Origin of the sequence: uncultured Victivallis sp. (assembly GCA_944389935.1) — a bacterium.
Lineage (GTDB): Bacteria > Verrucomicrobiota > Lentisphaeria > Victivallales > Victivallaceae > Victivallis.
The window spans coordinates 37,130-56,120 of sequence record CALXOE010000011.1; the positions used below are offsets into that span (position 1 = coordinate 37,130).

Here is an 18,991-nt window from a genome sequence, read left to right on the forward strand (position 1 = left end):
TTTTTTCTTCCCGACTTGACAAACCGCACTGCCGTGGCATAGTATCGAAAAAAAGATTCACCATCGATATCCACCACAACGGAGAAGAGGATGCGGGTCAGGTTCATTCTCCCGGCGCTGGCAGAGGCGGAAAGAGGACTCTTCCGCCCGATCAAATACGCGCTCTTCCCTCCGCTCGGACTTGCGACGCTCGCAGGGTATCTCGAGCCGGACGACGAGATTGAACTCTACGACCAGCATGTCGAACCGGTTCCGGAGGACGGCGAGCCCGATCTCGTGGCGATCGAGGTCTATATCACGAGCGCGCACCGCGCCTACGCGATGGCGGACCGTTACCGCGCGCGCGGGATCTTCGTCGTGATGGGGGGACTTCATCCGACCTCGCTGCCGGAAGAGGCGCTGCGGCATGCCGACGCTGTCGTGCTCGGCCCCGCCCACGCGGCATGGCCGGAGTTTCTGCGCGACTTCCGCCGCCGGAACACCCGGAAAATCTATGCCGATCAGGTCCGGACGCTCGAAACCGTCCCGCCAGTCCGCCGCGACCTCATCAAGCGCCGGAACTACCTTGCGCCGAACTCGATCGTCGTCTCGCGCGGCTGTCCGCAGAGCTGCGACTTCTGCTACACGCGGAACTTCTTCGCGGGCGGGCGGCAGTTCTACACCGCGCCGGTCGACCGGGCGCTCGCGGAGATCGAGTCGCTGCCGGGGCGTCACTTGTTCTTTCTCGACGACAACCTCTTCGGGTCGGAACGCTTTGTCCGCGAACTCTTCGCGGGGATGCGCGGCATGCGGCGGCTCTTTCAGGGGGCGGCGACGGTCCGCTCGCTGCAAAATGACGCGCTGCTCGAGGCGGCGGCGGAGGCGGGTCTGCGCAGTCTCTTCATCGGCTTCGAGTCGCTGAATCCGGAGTCGCTCGCGGCGTGTCACAAGACGATCAACCGCATCGACGAATACGCCGAAACCGTCCGGCGGCTTCACGCGCACGGGATCATGGTCAACGCGAGTTTCGTCTTCGGGCTCCCCGCGGACCGCGCGGACGTCTTCGACCGGACGGTCGAATGGGCGGTTTCGACCGGGATCGAGAGCGCGACGTTCCATCTCGCGACCCCCTACCCCGGCACGCCGTTCTTCCGGGCGATGGAACGGGAAAGACGGCTGCTGCATCGCGACTGGGAGCGTTACGATACACGCCACGCGGTGATCCGTCACGACCACCTGACGCCGGAAGAACTCGAAGCGGGCTACTGGCGGAGCTACCGGGAGTTCTACCGCTGGCGCAACATTCTGCGCGGCGCCTCGCACCAGCCGTCATTCGGGAAAGCGCTGCGCCACGCGGGTTACTCCGCCGCCTGGAAGAAGGTCGATCCGCTCTGGAATCTGCTGATCCGCCTCCATCGCCTCGCGCCCGCCTCCCGGCTGCTCGAGAAAGTGCTCGACCTTTAACCCCGGATTCGACAGATTGTTCCAAATCGCAAAACAGGAAAGAGCGAAAGGAAACAGGAAATGAAGTTTCTCAAAGAGATCCTCAACGTCTGGAAACGCAATCTCGTTCCGGCGATCATCGGCCTTGCGCCGCTGGTGGCGGTGGTCATCCTGCTCCCCGTGTGGAATCCGTCCCTGAACGTCCGTACCAATCTTCTCATTCCCGGGCTCGGAGTCGCGGCGTGGGTGTTCGGCGTATTCTTCTCCCGGGAGGCGCCGGAGCGGAGCACGGCGAAATGTCTTGCCGCACTTCTTCCGCCGGTGATCCTCGCCATCGGGCTCGGAATCTGGTGTACCCATGTCCCGAACGATTACCGTTTGCTTTGCACCCTGGAGGGATATGGAGAGTTCCTGCGGCTTTATCACCTGGTCTACATCGGCTGCCTCCTGGCAATCACGCTCTACTTCTATCTGTCGGGCCTGGCGGGGCGCGCGATCGGAAAAACCACCGGGCGTTCGCTGCTCGCGGGCTTTCTCGTATGGCTGTTCACCGCCCCGGCGCTCAGCGGACTTTCGGCGGCGATCGCGCTGGCGCTGCCCGTCCCGGAAACGCTGCTGTACATCCGGCCCGGGCTCGCCTACTGCTGCGGTTTTCTCCCGGCGATCCCGCTGCTCGCCGGCTGGGTCGTGATTCTCCGGCGGCGCGGAGAGCGCAATACGCCGCTGCGGGCGCTGCGCGACTTCGCCGTCGGGACGGCGGGTTCGTTCCTGCTCTTCGGCGGCGCCTGCGGGGTGACGCTCCTCCGCGCGAACGGAGCGCTCGAACTTGCGAAACAGACGGGCCGCACGTTCGAGTTCCAGCATCCATACGATCCGGCCGGAGCCGAAGCGCTCCAGACGCTGCTCCGGAATTCGGAAGCGTGGTATCAGCACTGCGACAAACACGAGCCGCGGATCGAACTGCCGCTGGAATCGATCCACTCCTGGACCGCGCCGGACTCCCCGGTCACGCCGGAAATGCGGAGCATGACCGCGGCGGAGCTCGACTCCCCGGAGGCGAAAGCGTATTTCGCGGCGGCGGCGGCACTGAAGCCGCACAACAGCTTCTTCCCGGAAAAGTATGACCTGCCGGGTTTTCTCCCCATGCTGAACACGCTGCGCAGCGCGGCGCGCCAGCTCGGCGGCACCGCGGCGGTCTATCACTGGCAGGGGAAGCATGACCGGATTCTGCCGTTCCTGCGGCTCGAACAGGAGGTGGGGCGAACGCTCGATTCCGCGCCGAAGCTCGCGCTCAGCGGACTCGTGCGCATTGCCCTCGACAGCATGCTGGCAAAAAATATCGTCCAGCTCGGACCGGACGGACCGCAGTACGCGGAGGAGTACCGCCGTTGTCTCGACTACTTCCGCAACGCCGATTACACGGTTTCGGATGAGATGGAATTTCTGGCGAATTATCTTCAAAAGGCGCTCCGGTGGCCGAAAGAGCTCGACTATCCGTTCCACAACCAGCCGCTGCCGTTTTTCCAGAGGATCTTCGTCATCTCGCTGATATCGGATCAGGTGCGCGACCGGGTCGCGGCACAGCCGCTGATCGCGGAGCTCCGCGCCGCAGCGAAAATCGGCGGGACGGAACAATCCGGACACCTCCCGGAACACGCTCTGTCCTGCCTCAAACGGGAGAAAGTCGCCCGCACCCTGTTCCCGACGCTGCTCGCGCTGAAGCTCTACCGTTCGCAGACGGGGAATTATCCGGAGAGGCTCGAAGCGCTCGTCCCCGAACTGCTGCCCGCGCTGCCGCTCGATCCGGAAACCGGCGAAGCGTTCCCCTACACCCGGACACCGGACGGGTTCACGCTCTCCTACCGCAACGGGAAACACACGATCACCACCGGGAGCAAGCCGGATTATTGACGGGAAATCCACGATTTTTCCCGGCAGGGCTCTTGCTTTTCGACCGTTTCGGGGTATTGTATTCCGAAAACACGGGGAGCGGAGCATTCCGGAGAAAGGGGGGGAGCGCATGGCACAATGGATGGTTCTGGCCGCCATCGGGGGATTCTTTTTTCTGATTTTCCTGCTCGTGCTCATTCTGGCGGCGATGACGCGGCGGCGCGACCTCGGCGGAGACTACTATCGCCCCGAGATGCCCGACGCGAAACATCCGACGCTGCCGCCGATGCCGACTCTCGGCGACGCTCCGGTCCAAGTCACGGCGAAGAAGCCGCGCCTCGGCGAACCGGAGCCGGACGCCGTCAGACCCGATCTGCCGGAACCGCAGCCGTCCGGAACAGAGACTCCGGCAGAGAAAGTGAGCTCGTCGCCGAAACCGCGCCCCATCGCGCCGGAGCCCGACACGCCGATCATTCAGCCGACGCCCGACCCGTCGCACCCCCTGCCCCGTCCGTGGGCTCCCGGCCGGGTCGCGGATCAGAAGCGCCCGCGCCCGCCGGAACCGGAAGAACCGCTCTACGAACTCAAGCCGCGGCGACCGAAGCGCGAGACCGTGAAAACCCCGGAGGCAGATGTCGATACGGGATATCGCTATGCCGAAATCCCCGACGGCGTTCTGAACTCGGCGGCACGCGAAATGGCCTCCGCCGGAATTCATTACGATGTTTCAAAGCGAATCCTCGAAATCTTCTGCCGGATCGAAAGTACGCATGAGATTCCCCCGCCGATGCTTCAGGCGTTCGAGCGGGCCGGGATGACCTCGGAGGTCATGGCCGAACTGCTCTCGATCGCCCGGGCCGCGCGCGACGGATCGGCGTTCAATTTTTCAAAGCTGCAGACGCTCAAGCCGCAGACCGGTTTCGCCGTCTACCGTTCGATGCAGAAGGTCATCAACGCCATGAAAGAAGAATCATAACCGATTCAGGGAACAAACATCATGCCTCGACTCACCATCACGACCCGCAGCCGCTGCGAACTCATCGACATCAGCAGCATGGTCGCGCGCCTCGTACCCGCGGAATTGAAGTGCGGAATCTGCCATCTGCACAGTCTGCACACCACCGCGGCGCTGACCGTGAACGAGAACGCCGACCCCGATGTGAAACACGACCTGCTCGCGAAACTCGCCGCGCTCATTCCGCACGACGAGAGTTTCTACCGCCACATGGAGGGGAACAGCGACGCGCACTTGAAGGCTTCACTCATGGGCTTTTCGCTGACCGTTCCGGTGCGGAACGGCGAACTGCTCCTCGGCACGTGGCAGGGAATTTATCTGTGCGAATTCGACGGGCCGCGCACGCGGAAAGTCGAAGTCTGCTTTCAGGAAGCATTTGAATAAACAACGCCTCTGCCGCCGGCCTCGGAGACCGCCCCCCCCGTGCGGACGGCCCGGTCGGACCGGCGGCAGCCATCCATACGGGAGAACATCATGAAATTCACATTCACCGGAGCGGTTTGCTTCCGGCTGTTCGCAATCGTCTCTCTTCTGTGTCTGGGGAGACTCTGTACCGGGAAAGAACCGGCCTGCACCATTCTCGCCGGGGAAGATGTTTCTCAACCGTTCCGCGAACTGCTGCCCGACAACGGACGCGGGTTTCTCTTTCTCAAATCCGGGGAGATCGACCGGATTCTCCGGGAACTCAATCTGCGCCGGGATGAACTCCTGAAGCAGAACACGCTGAAACGGCTGAACCGGACCGACCTGCTTGTGGTCGTCGGGGACGGCCTCACATACGGGACGCGGAAAAAATATCCGTCGAGAGTCGTCATCTTCGATCAGGCCGGCGGCCTGCGTCTGCTGAACCGCTCTCTGCCCGAGAATCCGGACGAGGCGCGAAAAACCGTGGCGGAGGCGATCGGCGAGGCTGTCCGCGCGGTGGAAACGCCGGAAAAACGCCGCACGCTGCTCTTTTCCGCCGCCGGCCGCGGCGCACTGCCGCCCGACCTGCCCCGGGAATTCACGCAGCTGGCCGCGCGCCTGGAACTCGAGCTGCAGTACCTGCCGGACACCACGATGCTCAGACTCGACGACTCCGATAACCGGCCGGAAGTACGCCTGCCCGCCGGCAGCACGTTCATCCGACTCGAATTCACTCCCGCCGGCGGGGGAACATCCGACTGGGCCGCCGCTCTGCGGTTGACCGACGCAGCGGGCAGAGAGCTCCTCAACCGAACGGTTCAGGGGGCGGAACGCAATGACCCGCAGGGAATTCTGCGCACAATCTGCGACTCTCTCCAAATGCCGTTCCCGGAGAAACATCCGGACGTGAAAGCGGAGGCGCGCCGCTGTTACAACGAGTTCTTCTTTCAGAAACGGCACGGGAATCCGCGTGCGGCCATGGAGCGCTCCTACACCGCGATCGCACTCGATCCGGGCAACGTTCTCTACCAGACCTGGGCTCTCGACACGATGCGGTTTGAACTCTCGAACGGCGCTTCCGACGAGACGAGATTCGAGCTCATTCAGGAGGCCGCCGCCCTCATGGAGCGCGGAGTCGGCACCTACTATTTCAAGAACTTCTCGGCCGTTACGATCTACGCGATGCTCGACCATTTCGACACCTCCGAGCTGCCCCCGGCTCTGCACGGGAAGCTCCGCCGCTGGGTCGCTCAATACCGTCCCCGGCTGATCGCCTGTCTGCCGGAGATCGAGCTGAAAGGCCCGCCGGCGAACGAAAAGGAGCTTGCGGCTTACGCCTCCTGCGCGGCCATGCGCTGTTCGCCCGCCCTCTACTTCGACCGGGCACTCCAGCTTCAGGCGCTCGACAAGGAGATCGATCAACTCCGCGGCTATGCGGCGCAATATCCCGACGCGAATCTGAGCATAACCAGATTTCTGCCGTACCCCGACGGTCAGGAACGCGACCTCTACCGGAGCATCGCGGAACGGCTCGCCCGCTCGCCGAACCTGAGTCAGGAGGCGCAGGGACGGGCGATGCTCGCCCGCCTCAAGTACAAGCCCGGCATGCAGGAGAACAGCCGGGATGCGGTCGCGGAATACGCCGGATGGATCATGGAGCAGCCGCAGGAACGGCGGGAAAAACTCTGCGACATCGGCAACTCCATTCTCCCGAGCGCCGCTCTCAAACAGCAGCTTGCGGAGCTCGAAGCCGCCCGACTGCCACCGGACGACCCGCGGGCGGCGAGAAACGCCTCCCCCGCCCGCCTCTTCGACCTGTTGAAAAAACAGAAAGTCGATGCGCTCACCATGCGCACCCCCGTCTGGGCCGTTCCGCTCTCCCGGGAGTTCTACCTGCTCAATCCGGCCGAACTTCAGAGATGGAATCCCGATTACGTGATCCGGCCGATCCTGACCAACTGGCGCAGCCGCGAAGATTCGCTCAGCGGCGAGCAGATGAGCGCGGATTCCCCGCTGTCGCCCATGGCCCCCACCCCGCAGTACATGGACCAGCTGCTTGCGGCGGCCGCCAATGCCGACGGCGGCCGGGACGGCTGTCTCCTGCGATACGCGAATGATACCGGAGCCTACACGCTGGAACACTGGGACGGAACCCGGCTGCGCCTCAGAAAGATCCGGACGTTCAACTCGAACGAACTCCATCTTGCGGATTATCGCCGTTACGTCTACGGCGGGGCGACGCTTTTCTGCGACCGGGATATGATCCTCATCGGCACCGACGATCAGATCATCTCGATCAACCGCCACAGCGGAAAGATGACCGTTCACACCGATTTCGTCAAGCAGCGCGTCCATGCGCTGCTGCGGCACAAGGGGCGAATCTACGCATTTCTCGGAGATGACTTCACTGCGCTGATCTCGTTCCGCCCGGACGGCAGAGATCTCCGCACCCACATTTCGACGCAGCGCAACGGGACGGATCACCCGCTGGAAAAAGCCGCGAAGCCCTATTATGTCGGGGGGATAGCATCACGGGGGGAAACTCTCTTCTTCCCGGTGATCGCGATCGATCCGAAGTTGTCCGGGTTCTGGAAATACGATCTCAATACCGGGAAGGCGGAGAAACTTCAGGATTTCGTGGAAGAGAAACGGGCGTTTCTGGATCGCCGGACCAATTACAATTTCTTCCGTCCCGGAAACGCGGAGACAGACTTCAGCCTCACCGGAACAACCTGGAAAGATCGCCGGCAGCTCATTCTGTACGGGATTTTCGTCCGCTTCAATCCGGAGACCGGCGGAATTGAGACAATGGGCTGGGGGAGTCCCGAATTCCTCAAGCCTTACAATATCAGGCAAAGCTGGGGGGAAAATCTGAATTTCTCCGGTCCGTTCCTCGTCGAAAACGGCAACTTCTGGTGCGCCGGCGGCGAGAACCGGTACGGCATGATGACCCATCTCCGGCTCGACGCTCCGGAGCAGTCGCCGCGTCTGCTCATTCCGAAAGTCCGGGTTCTTCTGCCGGGTCGGACGCCGAACTCCGTCATCGCGGTCCACGACCTCTGGATGGCCGAGATCCGCTGGCGGAAAACCGGCAGCAGATGACGACTTCAGGCGGTTTTCCTCTTTTTTTCACGTTTCCGGCTGGAAAAAACGCCTGCGGAGAATTATACTTCTTCCAAACCACGGAGGAAGCGATGAAATTCTACTATTTCAATTCGACCCACTGGGACCGCGAATGGTATCAGCCGTTTGAGGAGTTCCGCAAATACCTGATCGACGCGACGCGCGAACTGCTGAAAATCTACGACTCGACGCCGGCTTTCCGCAAATTCACGTTCGACGGCCAGACCGTCGTCCTTGAGGACATCTGCGAGATCCGTCCGGACTGGAGGCCGCGCCTCGAAAAGCTGATCCGCGCGGGCAAACTCAATGTCGGCCCGTGGTATGTCATGCCGGACGAGTTTCTCGTCTCCGGCGAGGCGATGATCCGCAACTTCCTGGCCGGCAGGCGGATCGCATCTGAATTCGGCGGAAAAGCCTGGCCGGTCGGTTACGTCTGCGACATCTTCGGCCACATCGCGCAGCTGCCGCAGATTCTCGCGGGGTTCGGCCTCAAGGGGGCGGTCGTCTGGCGCGGCGTCCCGGGCGGCCGGGGCAGCCACCTGATCTACTGGGAGTCCCCGGACGGGACCCGGATCAAAACACTGAATCTCTCAAAGCGTTCCGGGTACAGCGATTTCACGCTGAACGTCCGCGGCATCCTGCCGCTGCCGCTCGACGCGGAGGCGTTCAAGCAGCGTTTCCGCGACTGGGTGGAGGAGGATTACGACGAGTGGGGCGACTGCTTCGTTCTCTCCGACGGCTTCGACCACGCCACTCCGTTCGGGGAGACCGAAAAGCTGTTCAACTGCATCCGCGAACTCTATCCCGACGCGGAAATCATCCATACCGACTACACGGAACTCTTTGACAGAGAGTACAATTCCCCCGATCTTCCGGTCATCACCGGCGAACAGATTCATCCCGCCGACGGTCCGAAGAACGGCGCATGGCAGATCAGCGCGACTTTGAGTTCCCGCGCCGACGTGAAACGGGCAAACGATCTCTGCCAGAACATGCTGGAACTGCTGATCGAACCGCAGGCCGCGATCCGCGCCGCCATCGGGGACGTCGAGTCGCTGCCGCTGCTGCGTTACACGTGGAAGCATCTGCTCAAGAACCATGCGCACGATTCGATCTGCGGCTGTTCGATCGATCAGGTACACCGCGCGGTGCTCGGCCGCATGGAGGAGGTCGGCAACCTCGCGCGCACGCTCGACGAGGAGTTCCGCGTCATTGATTACGAACGTGTTACCGGGAAATCATTCCTGACCGGAATCCGCCAGAGTTTCACCGACGACAAGGAGCGCGAAGCGGTCGCGGCGGACGGACGTTACACAATGCGCCTCTTCAACCCGCTGCCGCATCCGGTCGGCAGCATGCGGGAGCTTGAAATCGCGTTCCCCGCCCGGACGATCGCGCCCTATCCGAAACTCCAATCCGAGCCGTTCGGTTACGAATTCGTGAACAGCTTCCGGCTCTACGGCGGGGATGGGGAAGAGATTCCGTATCAACTGAAATCCATCACCTGCAACCAGATCCGTTCTTATTACCGGCAGGATCACCGCCGGTATGACCTCTACAGGATCATCTGCGCGCCTCAGCTCCCGGCCGCCGGCTGGGGAAACATCGAGATCCGCCCGGCACAAGAGTTCGTGCGCAGTTTCGCGACCATGACCACTTCGCCGACCTCCGCCTCGAACGGGATTCTCTCCCTCGAGATCCATCCCGACGGAACGTTCGACGTGACCGATTTGCGCAGCAACCGCAACTATTCCGGCTTGAACGACTTCCGCATGGACCGGGAAATCGGGGACGGCTGGAATCACGTGCGCCCCGTCGGCAACCGCCGCGTCTGCGGAAGTTCCTGCGCCCGGGTCACGCTCGTTCAGGACGGTCCGGAGAGAACCGAATTCGAGATCGTCCGGAGTTATGAAATGCCGCGCGAACTCTGTTTCAACGGAACTCTGAGCGAACAGTATGCGGGAATCACGGAGAGCCGGGAGCGCGTCACGCTCGAGATCGTCACTTCCGTCGCCCTCGATCGCGGCAGCGAAATCTTGAACTGCCGCACGGTCGTACACAACAACGTCCGGGACTACCGGCTGCAGATGCTGCTGCCGACCGGCATCGCCGGAAACGGCTTCGCAAGTCAGGCTTTCACGATCCTCGAACGCCCGGCCGGGCGCACGACCGGTGCAGAGTCCGAAACGTTCCCCGAGCCCGAGATGATCGAGAAAAATTTCGACGGCATTCTCGGCAAACGGGACTCCCTGGGCGGCATCGCCCTCCTCACCCGCGCCGGAATCCACGAGGGCGGCGCGCTTGACGACAAACAGAACTCGCTTGTCATCACTTTGCTGCGCGCATTCCGGCGCACGGTTCAGACCAATGGGGAGACGGAGGGACAGCTCCCGGGAGAACGTCCTTTCGAGTACGCCATCGCGTTTTTCCCGCCCGGACGCAGCCGGACCGAACTGTACGAAACGCTTCGGGAACTGCGCACTCCGGTTTCAACCTGGATGCTGAAAAGCGCGGATGCCGTGAACACCGATTCCGGCAGCTTCCTCCGCATCACCGGGTCCCTTGCCGTAACGGCGCTGAAACCCGCCGACGACGGGACTCCCGGCAGCGTCATTCTGCGACTGGTAAACCTTGAAGCATCCGATCACTCCGCTTCGATCCGGACGGCGAAACCGCTCAGGCGGGTGACACAGTGCCGTCTCGACGAAAGCGAACTCGGCGAGCTCGACCCGGCGAATCTCAACGTTTCGGCCCGGCCGCACGAGATCGTCACGCTCAAACTCGAGTTCTGACCGGAAGCCCCCCTGCCCCGGGGGGCCGTTCCGGAGGAAACTCACCTGGGATTGGCGACCATCCAGAGCAGCGCTTCAAGCGTATTGGCCGCAGCCCAGCCGTTGTAGGAGTACCAGAGCGACGAGGGGCGGCCGTCGCTGTAGCAGAAGTCGGTCAACCCGTCGCTCGGGCAGTAGCGCTCCGTGGTCACGCCGTAGCGGCCGTATCCGGTGATCTCCGGATAGAGTTCGAGGCAGTTCATGATCCACGCCATGCCGTCCTCGGCGCGCATCCGGTGCAGCTCGTTTCCGGTCCGCTCCGCGAGATAGAAGAGCTCCGGCATCACAAGTACGCCCATCGGGTGGATGTGCGGATTCGAGACGCTCGTCACCGAACCGCCGCAGGAGTTCCAGCCGCTGCCCGCCAGCGGCATGATCTCCGGCACCGCCCGGAAACCGTAACGCCACAGATATTCATAGTGCGCACCGTCCTCAAGCATCTGGAGCATAAGCGGTTCGCCGGTCTCCTCATGGAGCATCCGGACGAGTTTCATAAAGGCGAGATTCCCCTCCTGATCGGGGGCTTTCCAGGTGTCCATCGGCGTACCGCAGACATTCTGCTCCCGAACGGGCTTGTGATAGAACAGAGCCGCTTTGCGGGCGGCGTCGCGATACCGGGATTCCCCGGTGAAAGCGCCGGCGGCGGCGAGCGCCGCGCCGATCCAGCACCCCGCAAACCCGTTCCAGTCGGAGACTTCGCGCCGATCCGTATGGAAAGCGTAACCGCAGCAGCCGTCCTCACGCTGCAATGCGACATGGTTGTCGGCGACTTCGATCGCGCGCTCGAGCCAGCCTGCCGGAATCGGCCGGTTGTGCCGTTTCAAATGGGTCAGCGTCAGAAAGAGATAGTAGAGCGCATGCCCGTTCGTGTAGGCGCTGTGCCGGTCGTGTGTGATCTTCAGGAAATCCCACCAGCCGTTGACCCGGCTGCCGCGCAGTTCGCGCACCAGATCGTAAAACATCCCGGAAGCGGGGTTGTACCCGTCGAGAATCTCGTTGAAGAGATCGTAGCCGGACTTGCGGCCGCGGAAAAACTTCTCCGGAAGTTTCAGCACATCCATCGCCGTGATAAAGGGATAAGCGAGGATCGATCCACCCGTCCACCCGATCTCGAGCAGCGCGCGCCACGGTTTTAATTCCGGCTGCCGCGGCGGATGCGCCTCCTGATCCGTATAGTGATTGAACGCATCCGACCAGTTCTGTTCGACGAAAGCGGTCAGCACGGCGCGCGCCGCCTCTTCGAAACTCTTCTCGAATTTCGGACACTCGCGATAGTGACGGTAAAGCGATTCGATGATCGTGCGCACCCGATCGCGGCAGCCGTCGCGGAAATGAAAGAGTTTCCCGGAACATTTCGCTCCGGTCACGGGCTGACTGGTCGATTTGGAGCGGCCGTCATCATGGTCGCAGTACTTGTTCACGAACGTGAACGGGAGATTCGCATAACCGACCGTGACCCCGAAGCGATCCGGCAACTCGGCGAAGAGGCCGTTGCGCACAAGATGACGCTCGCCATCACGGCAATAGGGATCGATCGAGATCGCCCCGACCTCCCCGCGCGCCGTAACCGCGATCGAAACCGGATGGCTCGCGCGGTCGGCGCGGAACTCCCAGACCGGCGAGGAGTAGATCGCCTCGGGATATTCGCGCGTCAGGTTCGGGTACTGGCCCGGCTTCGCGTTCGCAAGGTTGTTGTCGCCGTGAATGCAGCACGGGATCAGATGCCACGCCTCCCCTCCGTCGAGCGAACCGGCTATTTTGGCGCGAGTGGGATATCGCGCGGAGAATTCGAGTTCGTACCCGGTCTCCTCCCCGGCCGGGAAACAGGTGAATCTCAGAGAGATGTCGGCATTCTTGAATTTCGCTCCCCGGACGGGATCGACGATGCCTGCCGATTCCCATCCGCCGTTCCGGGTCTGGTAAAAGAGTTCGACTTTCATTCTTCGCGCCTGTCCTGCCGTGAGAGATCACTTCTTCTGGAAACAGTCAACCGAAAAGTCGGTCTTCTCCGGGATCTGCAGAAAACGCACCTGATTGTCCTGCGTGTAAATGACGAGCAGTTCTTTCTTTTTGCGCGGAGCCGGATCGGGGCCGAGGGTCGTGTTGTTGATCCCGAGGATGGTATTGTTCTCGATGACAGACAGAATTTTGTCCGTTACCTCTTTCCACTCCCTGCCGGAACCATAGAACGCGCGCAGCACCTTGAACTCCTGCGCGGGGTCGGCATTTGCAACCACGACGCCGAATTGACGCTCCGGAATCCGGACGCTCTTCTCCGCGCCGCCGTCGGTGTAGGTGACGGTCAGCGTTTTGGCCTTGCGCGGCGCCAGGTCGGGAGCGAAGAACTTGTTCGACGGCGTGATCGTCAGAAACGTTCCCGGCAATCCGCCGGCATGTTTCAGAAACGCTTCCGTCACATCGTTGACCTGTTCGCCGTTCCCGTAGGCGGCTTTCACGATCTTGAGCTCTCCAGCGGAGAGTCCGGCCGCGCAGGCGGCCGCGAGCAGCGTTGTAAAAAACTTGTTCATCTTCCCGACTCCTTTCATCTGTTACTGGTCTTTCCTTAATACGATGGTGGACATGGGTTTCACCACCAGTTTCTCACCCGGCGCGCACACCCGGCCGGCCGGAAGTATCCGGTAAGAGTTGCCGTCAGCGGGCAGCCGCAGGGTAAACTCTTTGTCATGAGTTGCATTCATGCCGATCTCAAACGGCCCGTAGTTCGCGCGGTAGAACTCTCCGCGCCCGGCATAAGGACTCTCCTGCCCCGGCTTGAAAGCAATTCCCTCCGGAATCTTCGCAATCGGCAGCACCTCCCCCGCATGGGCGGAACGGAACTCCCGCTCCCCGGGATAGTGAATGTGGCCGCCGCCGTTGCCGAATCCGAAATTCGTCCAGTTCGGCCGAACATAATTCATGCCGGAAGATTCAAACTCAATCTCCTCGCGGATGGTCGCAATGCGCTCGATCCGGGGAGTGAGATAGTGGATTTTCGCCAGAAAATTCACCGCATGCCGGGCTCGCCAGCAGAGCGACGCATAGAGAATCTCCCCGCCGCACTTCAATGCGAGCACCCCGTTCTCCTCGTCACTGAAAACGAAATCCGGCTGATCCGGCGACATCGGCATGCGGAAAGGAGAACGCGGCAGCTTTTTCAGCTCTTCATACTGGCTCTGCGAGTGCAGCAGTCCGGCAGTGACCCGGAATCCGCCCTCTTTCATGCGGGTCTCCTCGGAGCGGAAGAACTGCCGCTCCTCAACCATCTGCTGCGCGAGTCCGATCGCGAACGGGTCGCGCAGCGCCATCGGAGCATAGAGCGCCGAACCATCGCGCGTCGGCCGTTCGGCATAGGTCACATCTCCGGGAGAGCGCACGTCCCGCCAGCCGACGACGGTTTCGAGCCGCATCTCGGGATATCCCTCCGGAGAAAGCGCGGGGTGACGGAAGTACGAACGGGCCCGGATCATCTTCGCAAGCGCGGCGTCGATCTCCGGATCTCCCGGTTCCCCCGGCGCCGGGCGGGTCGCATTGTAGATGCCAGTCGCCAAGTCGAGGACTTCGCCGTAGCTGCCGACGTAGCCGAGCTCTTTCGTCAACCCTTTGGCGGTCAACTGCATATAATTCTCCCCCTGAGGACGGACAGCTCTGCCGTCTTTCCCGAGGCTGCCGGACCACGGCCGCAGGCCGACCGACTCTTTCAGGAATCCGAGAGTCATCTCCTCGGGCAATCCCTCTCCGGGCGCGAGAAGATTCAGCGCGCGGTTGTTCCAGTGCAGATTCATGTCGACGATCATCGACTGATTCGTATACATCCGGCGATGAGTCGCGAGAAAATCGTTCGCGGCCTTGAGCATTTCGGCCCACGCTTCGCGTCGGACAATGGAGTTCCCTTTTTCATCCTCGATCCGGCACGTGAGTTCGGGAGCGATCTCCTTATGCAGCAATACGATCGCCTCCCCGACCGGTCCGAAACCGAACCAGCCGGGATTCCAGGTGGAGCGGTCGGATTCCGCGAGTTTCGGATCGTTCCGGAACTGGATGAAATACCGGTCGATGCCCTCGATCACCGCGCGAACCGCGGCGGGATTGCGATACGCGCTGCTCGTCTCGACGAAGTAAGCCCGGGCGACGAACTGAATCTGCATCTGAGAGCCGATTTTCCCGGGTTTCAGGAAGTTCTTCAGATCGCGTTCGACCCGTGCATTGAGTCTGGAAAAATCCTCCTTCTCCGGCTGCGGCTTCCGGCGCGCCGGGGCGACGCCCTGTTTCTCCCCGGCCGGAATCTCGAGGAAACTCCCGGTATGCGTGTAGAAGCTGTACATCGTGCGGCCGGGCTCGACCATCTCTTTCTGGTACTGTTTGAAATCGCGACCGTATCCCCAGATCCGCCCCGTGGCATGAAGTTCAAAATCCAGACTCCTTCTGCCCTCGGTCAGAGACTTCGGCAGCGGAAACGTCACGTAAACGAACCGGCCCGGAAACTGCGGCTCCGGCTCACCGTGATCGAGAATGTCATAATCGCCGAGGTGACGATAACCGAGCTGCCTCCCGTCGGCATGCAAAATGAGCAGATTTTCCGAAATGTCTCCGCCCCAGAATTTTGCGGGAAAATAGTTCTGCGCGTTCGGGTCGACTTTCATCGTGAATCGGACCGGTTCGCTGCGGAAGTTCGCGGTTGCGGGCGGCGCAATCACGCGGGCCGCTTCGCCGAGCCCTCCCGCGACGACGCGCGTCTCCGGACCGTCGAAACCGTGCGCCTTTTCACTCACCGGATCCCCGAGACGAAGCGTATCGATCATCCCCGCCCCGGCCGGCAGCAGCGCGCATGTTGACGCTAGCGCAAGCGCAATCATTTTTCCGTTGAACATGAACATGTTACTTGACAATCCTGAATCTGCGGGTGACCGGGTTGGCGCTCTGCAGCTGCGGCTTTCCGGCGTTTCCGTACTGGTACGCCACGACCGAAACTTCGACCGGGAATTTCGCTCCGGCCGGAATCTCCGTGAAGATCAGCTCGTTATCTTTCAAATACGCGGGGCCGTACTCGACATAATATGCGACCGGCATGCCGGTGTTCGCCCGGGCCTGAAGAGTGACGGAGTTCGTCCCGACCCGCTGATCCGGAATCTCCGGGAATTCGATCCGCTGCGCGACTCCTTTCGTGTTGCGGTGCGGAATCATCATCACCGACTGTTGAACAATGCGCCGATACGTATCATCCCCGGGATAGACCGCAATCATGTAAATCTCTCCGGGATGGCGGCTTGAAGTGAATCCGAACCGGTTGAACCGGACCGCCATCGTCTCGTTGTCGATCCGGACGACGGGGCCGCAGATCGGAAAGATCTGAATCCGTTCCGCATCGCTGCCGTGCGCGATCGCCTCCCCGGCCTTTTTTCCGCTCCAACGTTCGGCACGCCCCTGCGGAACCCGGTCGAGAAACACCCCCTCCAGACGTTTCAAGTCGTTTTCATTCAACGTCCCGGCCTGACTTGCAAAAGTGCCGTCATACGAAATCCCGGCGAGAGCCCGTTCCGGTTTCCACGCCGCAAGTTCCCACGGAAAGTTCGCCATGGCGGAGTGGCCGATCCCGACCAGGGGAGCCGTTGCAAGTTCCCTGCAGCCGGACAACTCAGCGAGATCTTCAAACATCTTTCCAACCGCCGCGGCCTTTCCGGCATCCTTGAAGTTGAAGTCCGCCCCGAAGAGCGACGGCGCAATCCAGACGGCTGCAAAATCGAGTTTCTGCAGCGTCTCGCGAAACTTCGGATGCTCGAGAATCGGCAGTTCGAGCATGTTGAACTGCCCGACCACAATGCCGCGCACGTTCGCCGTCTTCGGAGGAATGTAGAGATATGCCACCGGCGGCAGACCGTTTCCCCGGAAATCACACCGTCGACCGGCATCGCCCACTGCCAGACCGCCGTATCCAGCTCCATGCCGCGGAAAGGAGTCCGGGCGTTCTTCACCTCCGGAATCGGATCAAATGCGCCGGAGATCGAACTGCCTTTGAATTTGTCTTTCTCCCAGAGCTGCTTGCAGTACTGCCGGCCGTCGATGCTGTAAAAAAGAACCACGAGCTTGTTTTTCCCCGGAACCGGATCGTCCCTGACGTCGATCCCGAGGGTCGGAAAGTCGAGCGTCACTTCCCGGTTGGAGGCGATGATCTCACGCATTTTCTCCGTGATGTTCAGATACTTGCCGTGATCGCCGAACCAGGCGCTCCCCAGCTGAAACTCCTGCGAAACAGGCGTATTCGCCGCAACGCCGTTGATCGTGCGCTCGTCGAGCATGGCCGTTTTCTCCGTGCCGTCGTTGTCCACATAGACCACGACGAGCTTTTTCGCGATGCGGGGGGCTGGATCTCTGCCCGCCATCCGGTTTCCGTCGATCCAGCCGATGTAGAGATCGTCATTGGCTTTCAGCTGCTTGAACGGTTCGGTCACATCGGCCCACTTGTCGCCGACTCCGAATTTCGCACTGCGAATCTCAAGAGCCGACGCAATCATCATCGAAAGCGCCGGGAGCAGGAGGAAAAGTGCCGTTCTCATAATGGACTCCATTTTCATTCCGGAATTTCAGTAGTTGTCTTTCCAGCGTCCGATCGCGGTTTCGGAGTTGGTATTGCTGCTGCCCTCCACCGACTCGGAGTCGGAAAGCGACTCGACATGCCCGTCAACCATCAGGTAGTTCCATCTCTGCCCGTGGCTGATCGGCAAAGTGCCGTTCACCCGCTGCGCACGCGGATTCATCACCCCGCTGCAGGAGTTGTTGGCGATGAAATTGTTCTCCTGAATCCGTTCGGCGATCATGATCACATGCGAATGGGCGCAGACGCGCGTAACCTTGGCCCCGATCAGCAACCCATCGGCCGGATCGGTCGTGATCGCTTTCTGGTTGTTGTCGATCCGGCAGCCGCCCCGACCCGCCGGAAGCACAAGTTTCGCCCGGTTGAATGAGTAGGAACGCGGATTCTTCGTATCATCATTGCGGACAACAGCGTCCGAATCACATTTGAAAATCGGTGCCGTCCCGTCTTTCCTGTTCGGCTGCACCCCGTTGGCAACTCCCATGAAACGTGAGATCTGGTGCTCCCAGGTCCACATGTATCCCCCCCTCGGCCTGCGGGGTCAGATAATCACTGTACGTGTCGGAATACATCGCCATTGCAGTACCCATCTGGCGCATGTTGCTCGCGCATTTGATTGCCCGCCCGCGTTCCCGCGCCTGGTTCAGCGCCGGCAGCAGCATACCCGCCAGAATCGCGATGATCGCAATCACCACCAGAAGTTCTATCAGCGTAAACGCCGCTTTTCTCGTTACCGGGTCGTGGGTGGCAGGGGGCGTGTCCGCCGCCCCCGCACCCCCGGCGTCCGGCAAGGTGCCGGTGCCGCGTACGGGGCGGAGTCGGACTCGGCTGCGGTCGACCGGTGCGGGGAGAATGAGCCGCAAAAACGCGAACGGCTCTTCCCGCTTTTCTGCGGAAAGACCCATTCGCGTTGTTGCTCCACCTCGCCGCTTGCCGAGCGGAGACTCTGTTGCGCAGCGATGATCGGCCAATGGGGTGTTTGATGGTTGGTTGGTACGGGGAGAGACGCGGCTTCCCGAGCCGCTTTCTCTCCCCCGAACCCCTCTCTTGACAGCCCGGTGAAAATAAGGGAAGAAAGGTACATTTGATAAAGTTTCACAATTAGAAGTTCTATCAACGTAAATGTTACCTGGGATACGGTGTGGCCTTTGAGGGCAGGAAACATTATCGCCGTCCTCCGAGCTATCTGCGCCCGAAAGGGCGCCGATGCCGCGAACGGAGCAGAGTCGGACCCAACTGCGGCCAATCGATGCGAGGATAAAGAATTGCTTACCGAATGCAAATAATGGAAAGACCGATGAGTAGTTTGAAGAGTTGGTTCGGAAAGAGACGTGGCCCTTACAGTCATTTTCTCTCTCTCTGACCTCCCTCTTGACTGCGAGACAAAAACAGGGAAATACTTTTTGTACATTTAACAATTATCCTCTATTAAAAATTCGATTAATGCAAATAGATAATGTTTTATTTTTCCTCCTTTTTGACTGTAACAATGCAATAAATAATATATGTCATTTGAGAGCGCGAGATAGAGTCTTGATCGAATCACGCAGAATCATTTTACCGGAAAGACAGAGAATTTCCGGTTTGCGTTTGTCAGGAAGCATCCCGGATTCAATTTTCCCGAACAGTAATTCCGCTGCGCGGTAGGCGCACTCCTCGAATGGCGGCTGATAACTGCTGAGTTTCGGATGGAGAATTTCGCAGATTGACACTGTG

Annotated in this window: 13 protein-coding genes and 1 pseudogene; 6 read left to right on the top strand and 8 right to left on the bottom strand. The window is 60.9% G+C overall.

Annotated features, from left to right (window positions below):
• Positions 1-90: 90 nt before the first annotated feature.
• The 6 genes from Q0J85_RS05280 (at position 91) to Q0J85_RS05305 (ending at position 10,647) form a co-directional block, all read left to right on the top strand.
• A complete protein-coding gene (locus tag Q0J85_RS05280; RefSeq protein WP_294478915.1) occupies positions 91-1,443 on the top strand; it encodes a radical SAM protein in 1,353 nt (450 codons plus the stop codon).
• Between the two features lie 60 nt (positions 1,444-1,503).
• A complete protein-coding gene (locus Q0J85_RS05285; protein WP_294478916.1) occupies positions 1,504-3,333 on the top strand; it encodes a hypothetical protein in 1,830 nt (609 codons plus the stop codon).
• Positions 3,334-3,442: 109 nt separating this feature from the next.
• Positions 3,443-4,288: a hypothetical protein gene (locus tag Q0J85_RS05290; protein WP_294478917.1), complete on the top strand. Its 846-nt coding sequence runs from the start codon at positions 3,443-3,445 to the stop codon at positions 4,286-4,288.
• Positions 4,289-4,309: 21 nt separating this feature from the next.
• A complete protein-coding gene (locus Q0J85_RS05295; RefSeq protein ID WP_294478918.1) occupies positions 4,310-4,711 on the top strand; it encodes a secondary thiamine-phosphate synthase enzyme YjbQ in 402 nt (133 codons plus the stop codon).
• Between the two features lie 90 nt (positions 4,712-4,801).
• Positions 4,802-7,834, top strand: coding sequence for a hypothetical protein (locus Q0J85_RS05300; RefSeq protein WP_294478919.1), 3,033 nt, complete (start codon positions 4,802-4,804; stop codon positions 7,832-7,834).
• A 92-nt stretch (positions 7,835-7,926) separates the two neighbouring features.
• On the top strand, positions 7,927-10,647 hold the full coding sequence (locus Q0J85_RS05305) for a glycosyl hydrolase-related protein (RefSeq protein WP_294478925.1): 2,721 nt from the start codon (positions 7,927-7,929) through the stop codon (positions 10,645-10,647).
• Between the two features lie 41 nt (positions 10,648-10,688).
• Here the strand turns inward: Q0J85_RS05305 and Q0J85_RS05310 are convergent, their stop codons facing one another.
• The 8 genes and pseudogenes from Q0J85_RS05310 to Q0J85_RS15445 form a co-directional block, all read right to left on the bottom strand.
• Positions 10,689-12,626, bottom strand: coding sequence for a hypothetical protein (locus tag Q0J85_RS05310; protein WP_294478927.1), 1,938 nt, complete (start codon positions 12,624-12,626; stop codon positions 10,689-10,691).
• A 27-nt stretch (positions 12,627-12,653) separates the two neighbouring features.
• Positions 12,654-13,214, bottom strand: coding sequence for a hypothetical protein (locus Q0J85_RS05315; RefSeq protein WP_294478929.1), 561 nt, complete (start codon positions 13,212-13,214; stop codon positions 12,654-12,656).
• Positions 13,215-13,235: 21 nt separating this feature from the next.
• The gene (locus Q0J85_RS05320) at positions 13,236-15,560 is read right to left on the bottom strand and encodes a hypothetical protein (RefSeq protein ID WP_294478931.1); all 2,325 of its coding nucleotides are present in this window, start codon (positions 15,558-15,560) and stop codon (positions 13,236-13,238) included.
• 1 nt (position 15,561) lies between these two features.
• Positions 15,562-16,260 (bottom strand): hypothetical protein, encoded by a 699-nt coding sequence (locus Q0J85_RS05325; protein WP_294478932.1) that lies wholly within the window; start codon positions 16,258-16,260, stop codon positions 15,562-15,564.
• On the bottom strand, positions 16,161-17,237 hold the full coding sequence (locus Q0J85_RS05330) for a hypothetical protein (RefSeq protein WP_294478934.1): 1,077 nt from the start codon (positions 17,235-17,237) through the stop codon (positions 16,161-16,163). The genes Q0J85_RS05325 and Q0J85_RS05330 overlap by 100 nt, the downstream gene beginning before the upstream one ends.
• Before the next feature lie 27 nt (positions 17,238-17,264).
• Positions 17,265-17,741 carry a hypothetical protein gene (locus Q0J85_RS05335; RefSeq protein WP_294478935.1) on the bottom strand — a complete coding sequence of 159 codons (477 nt, stop codon included), beginning with the start codon at positions 17,739-17,741 and terminating at the stop codon, positions 17,265-17,267.
• A gap of 79 nt (positions 17,742-17,820) precedes the next feature.
• Positions 17,821-18,066 (bottom strand): annotated as a pseudogene (locus tag Q0J85_RS15440) (type II secretion system protein); the annotation flags it as partial.
• Between the two features lie 717 nt (positions 18,067-18,783).
• Positions 18,784-18,987, bottom strand: coding sequence for a hypothetical protein (locus Q0J85_RS15445; RefSeq protein ID WP_367274606.1), 204 nt, complete (start codon positions 18,985-18,987; stop codon positions 18,784-18,786).
• Between the last annotated feature and the right edge of the window lie 4 nt (positions 18,988-18,991).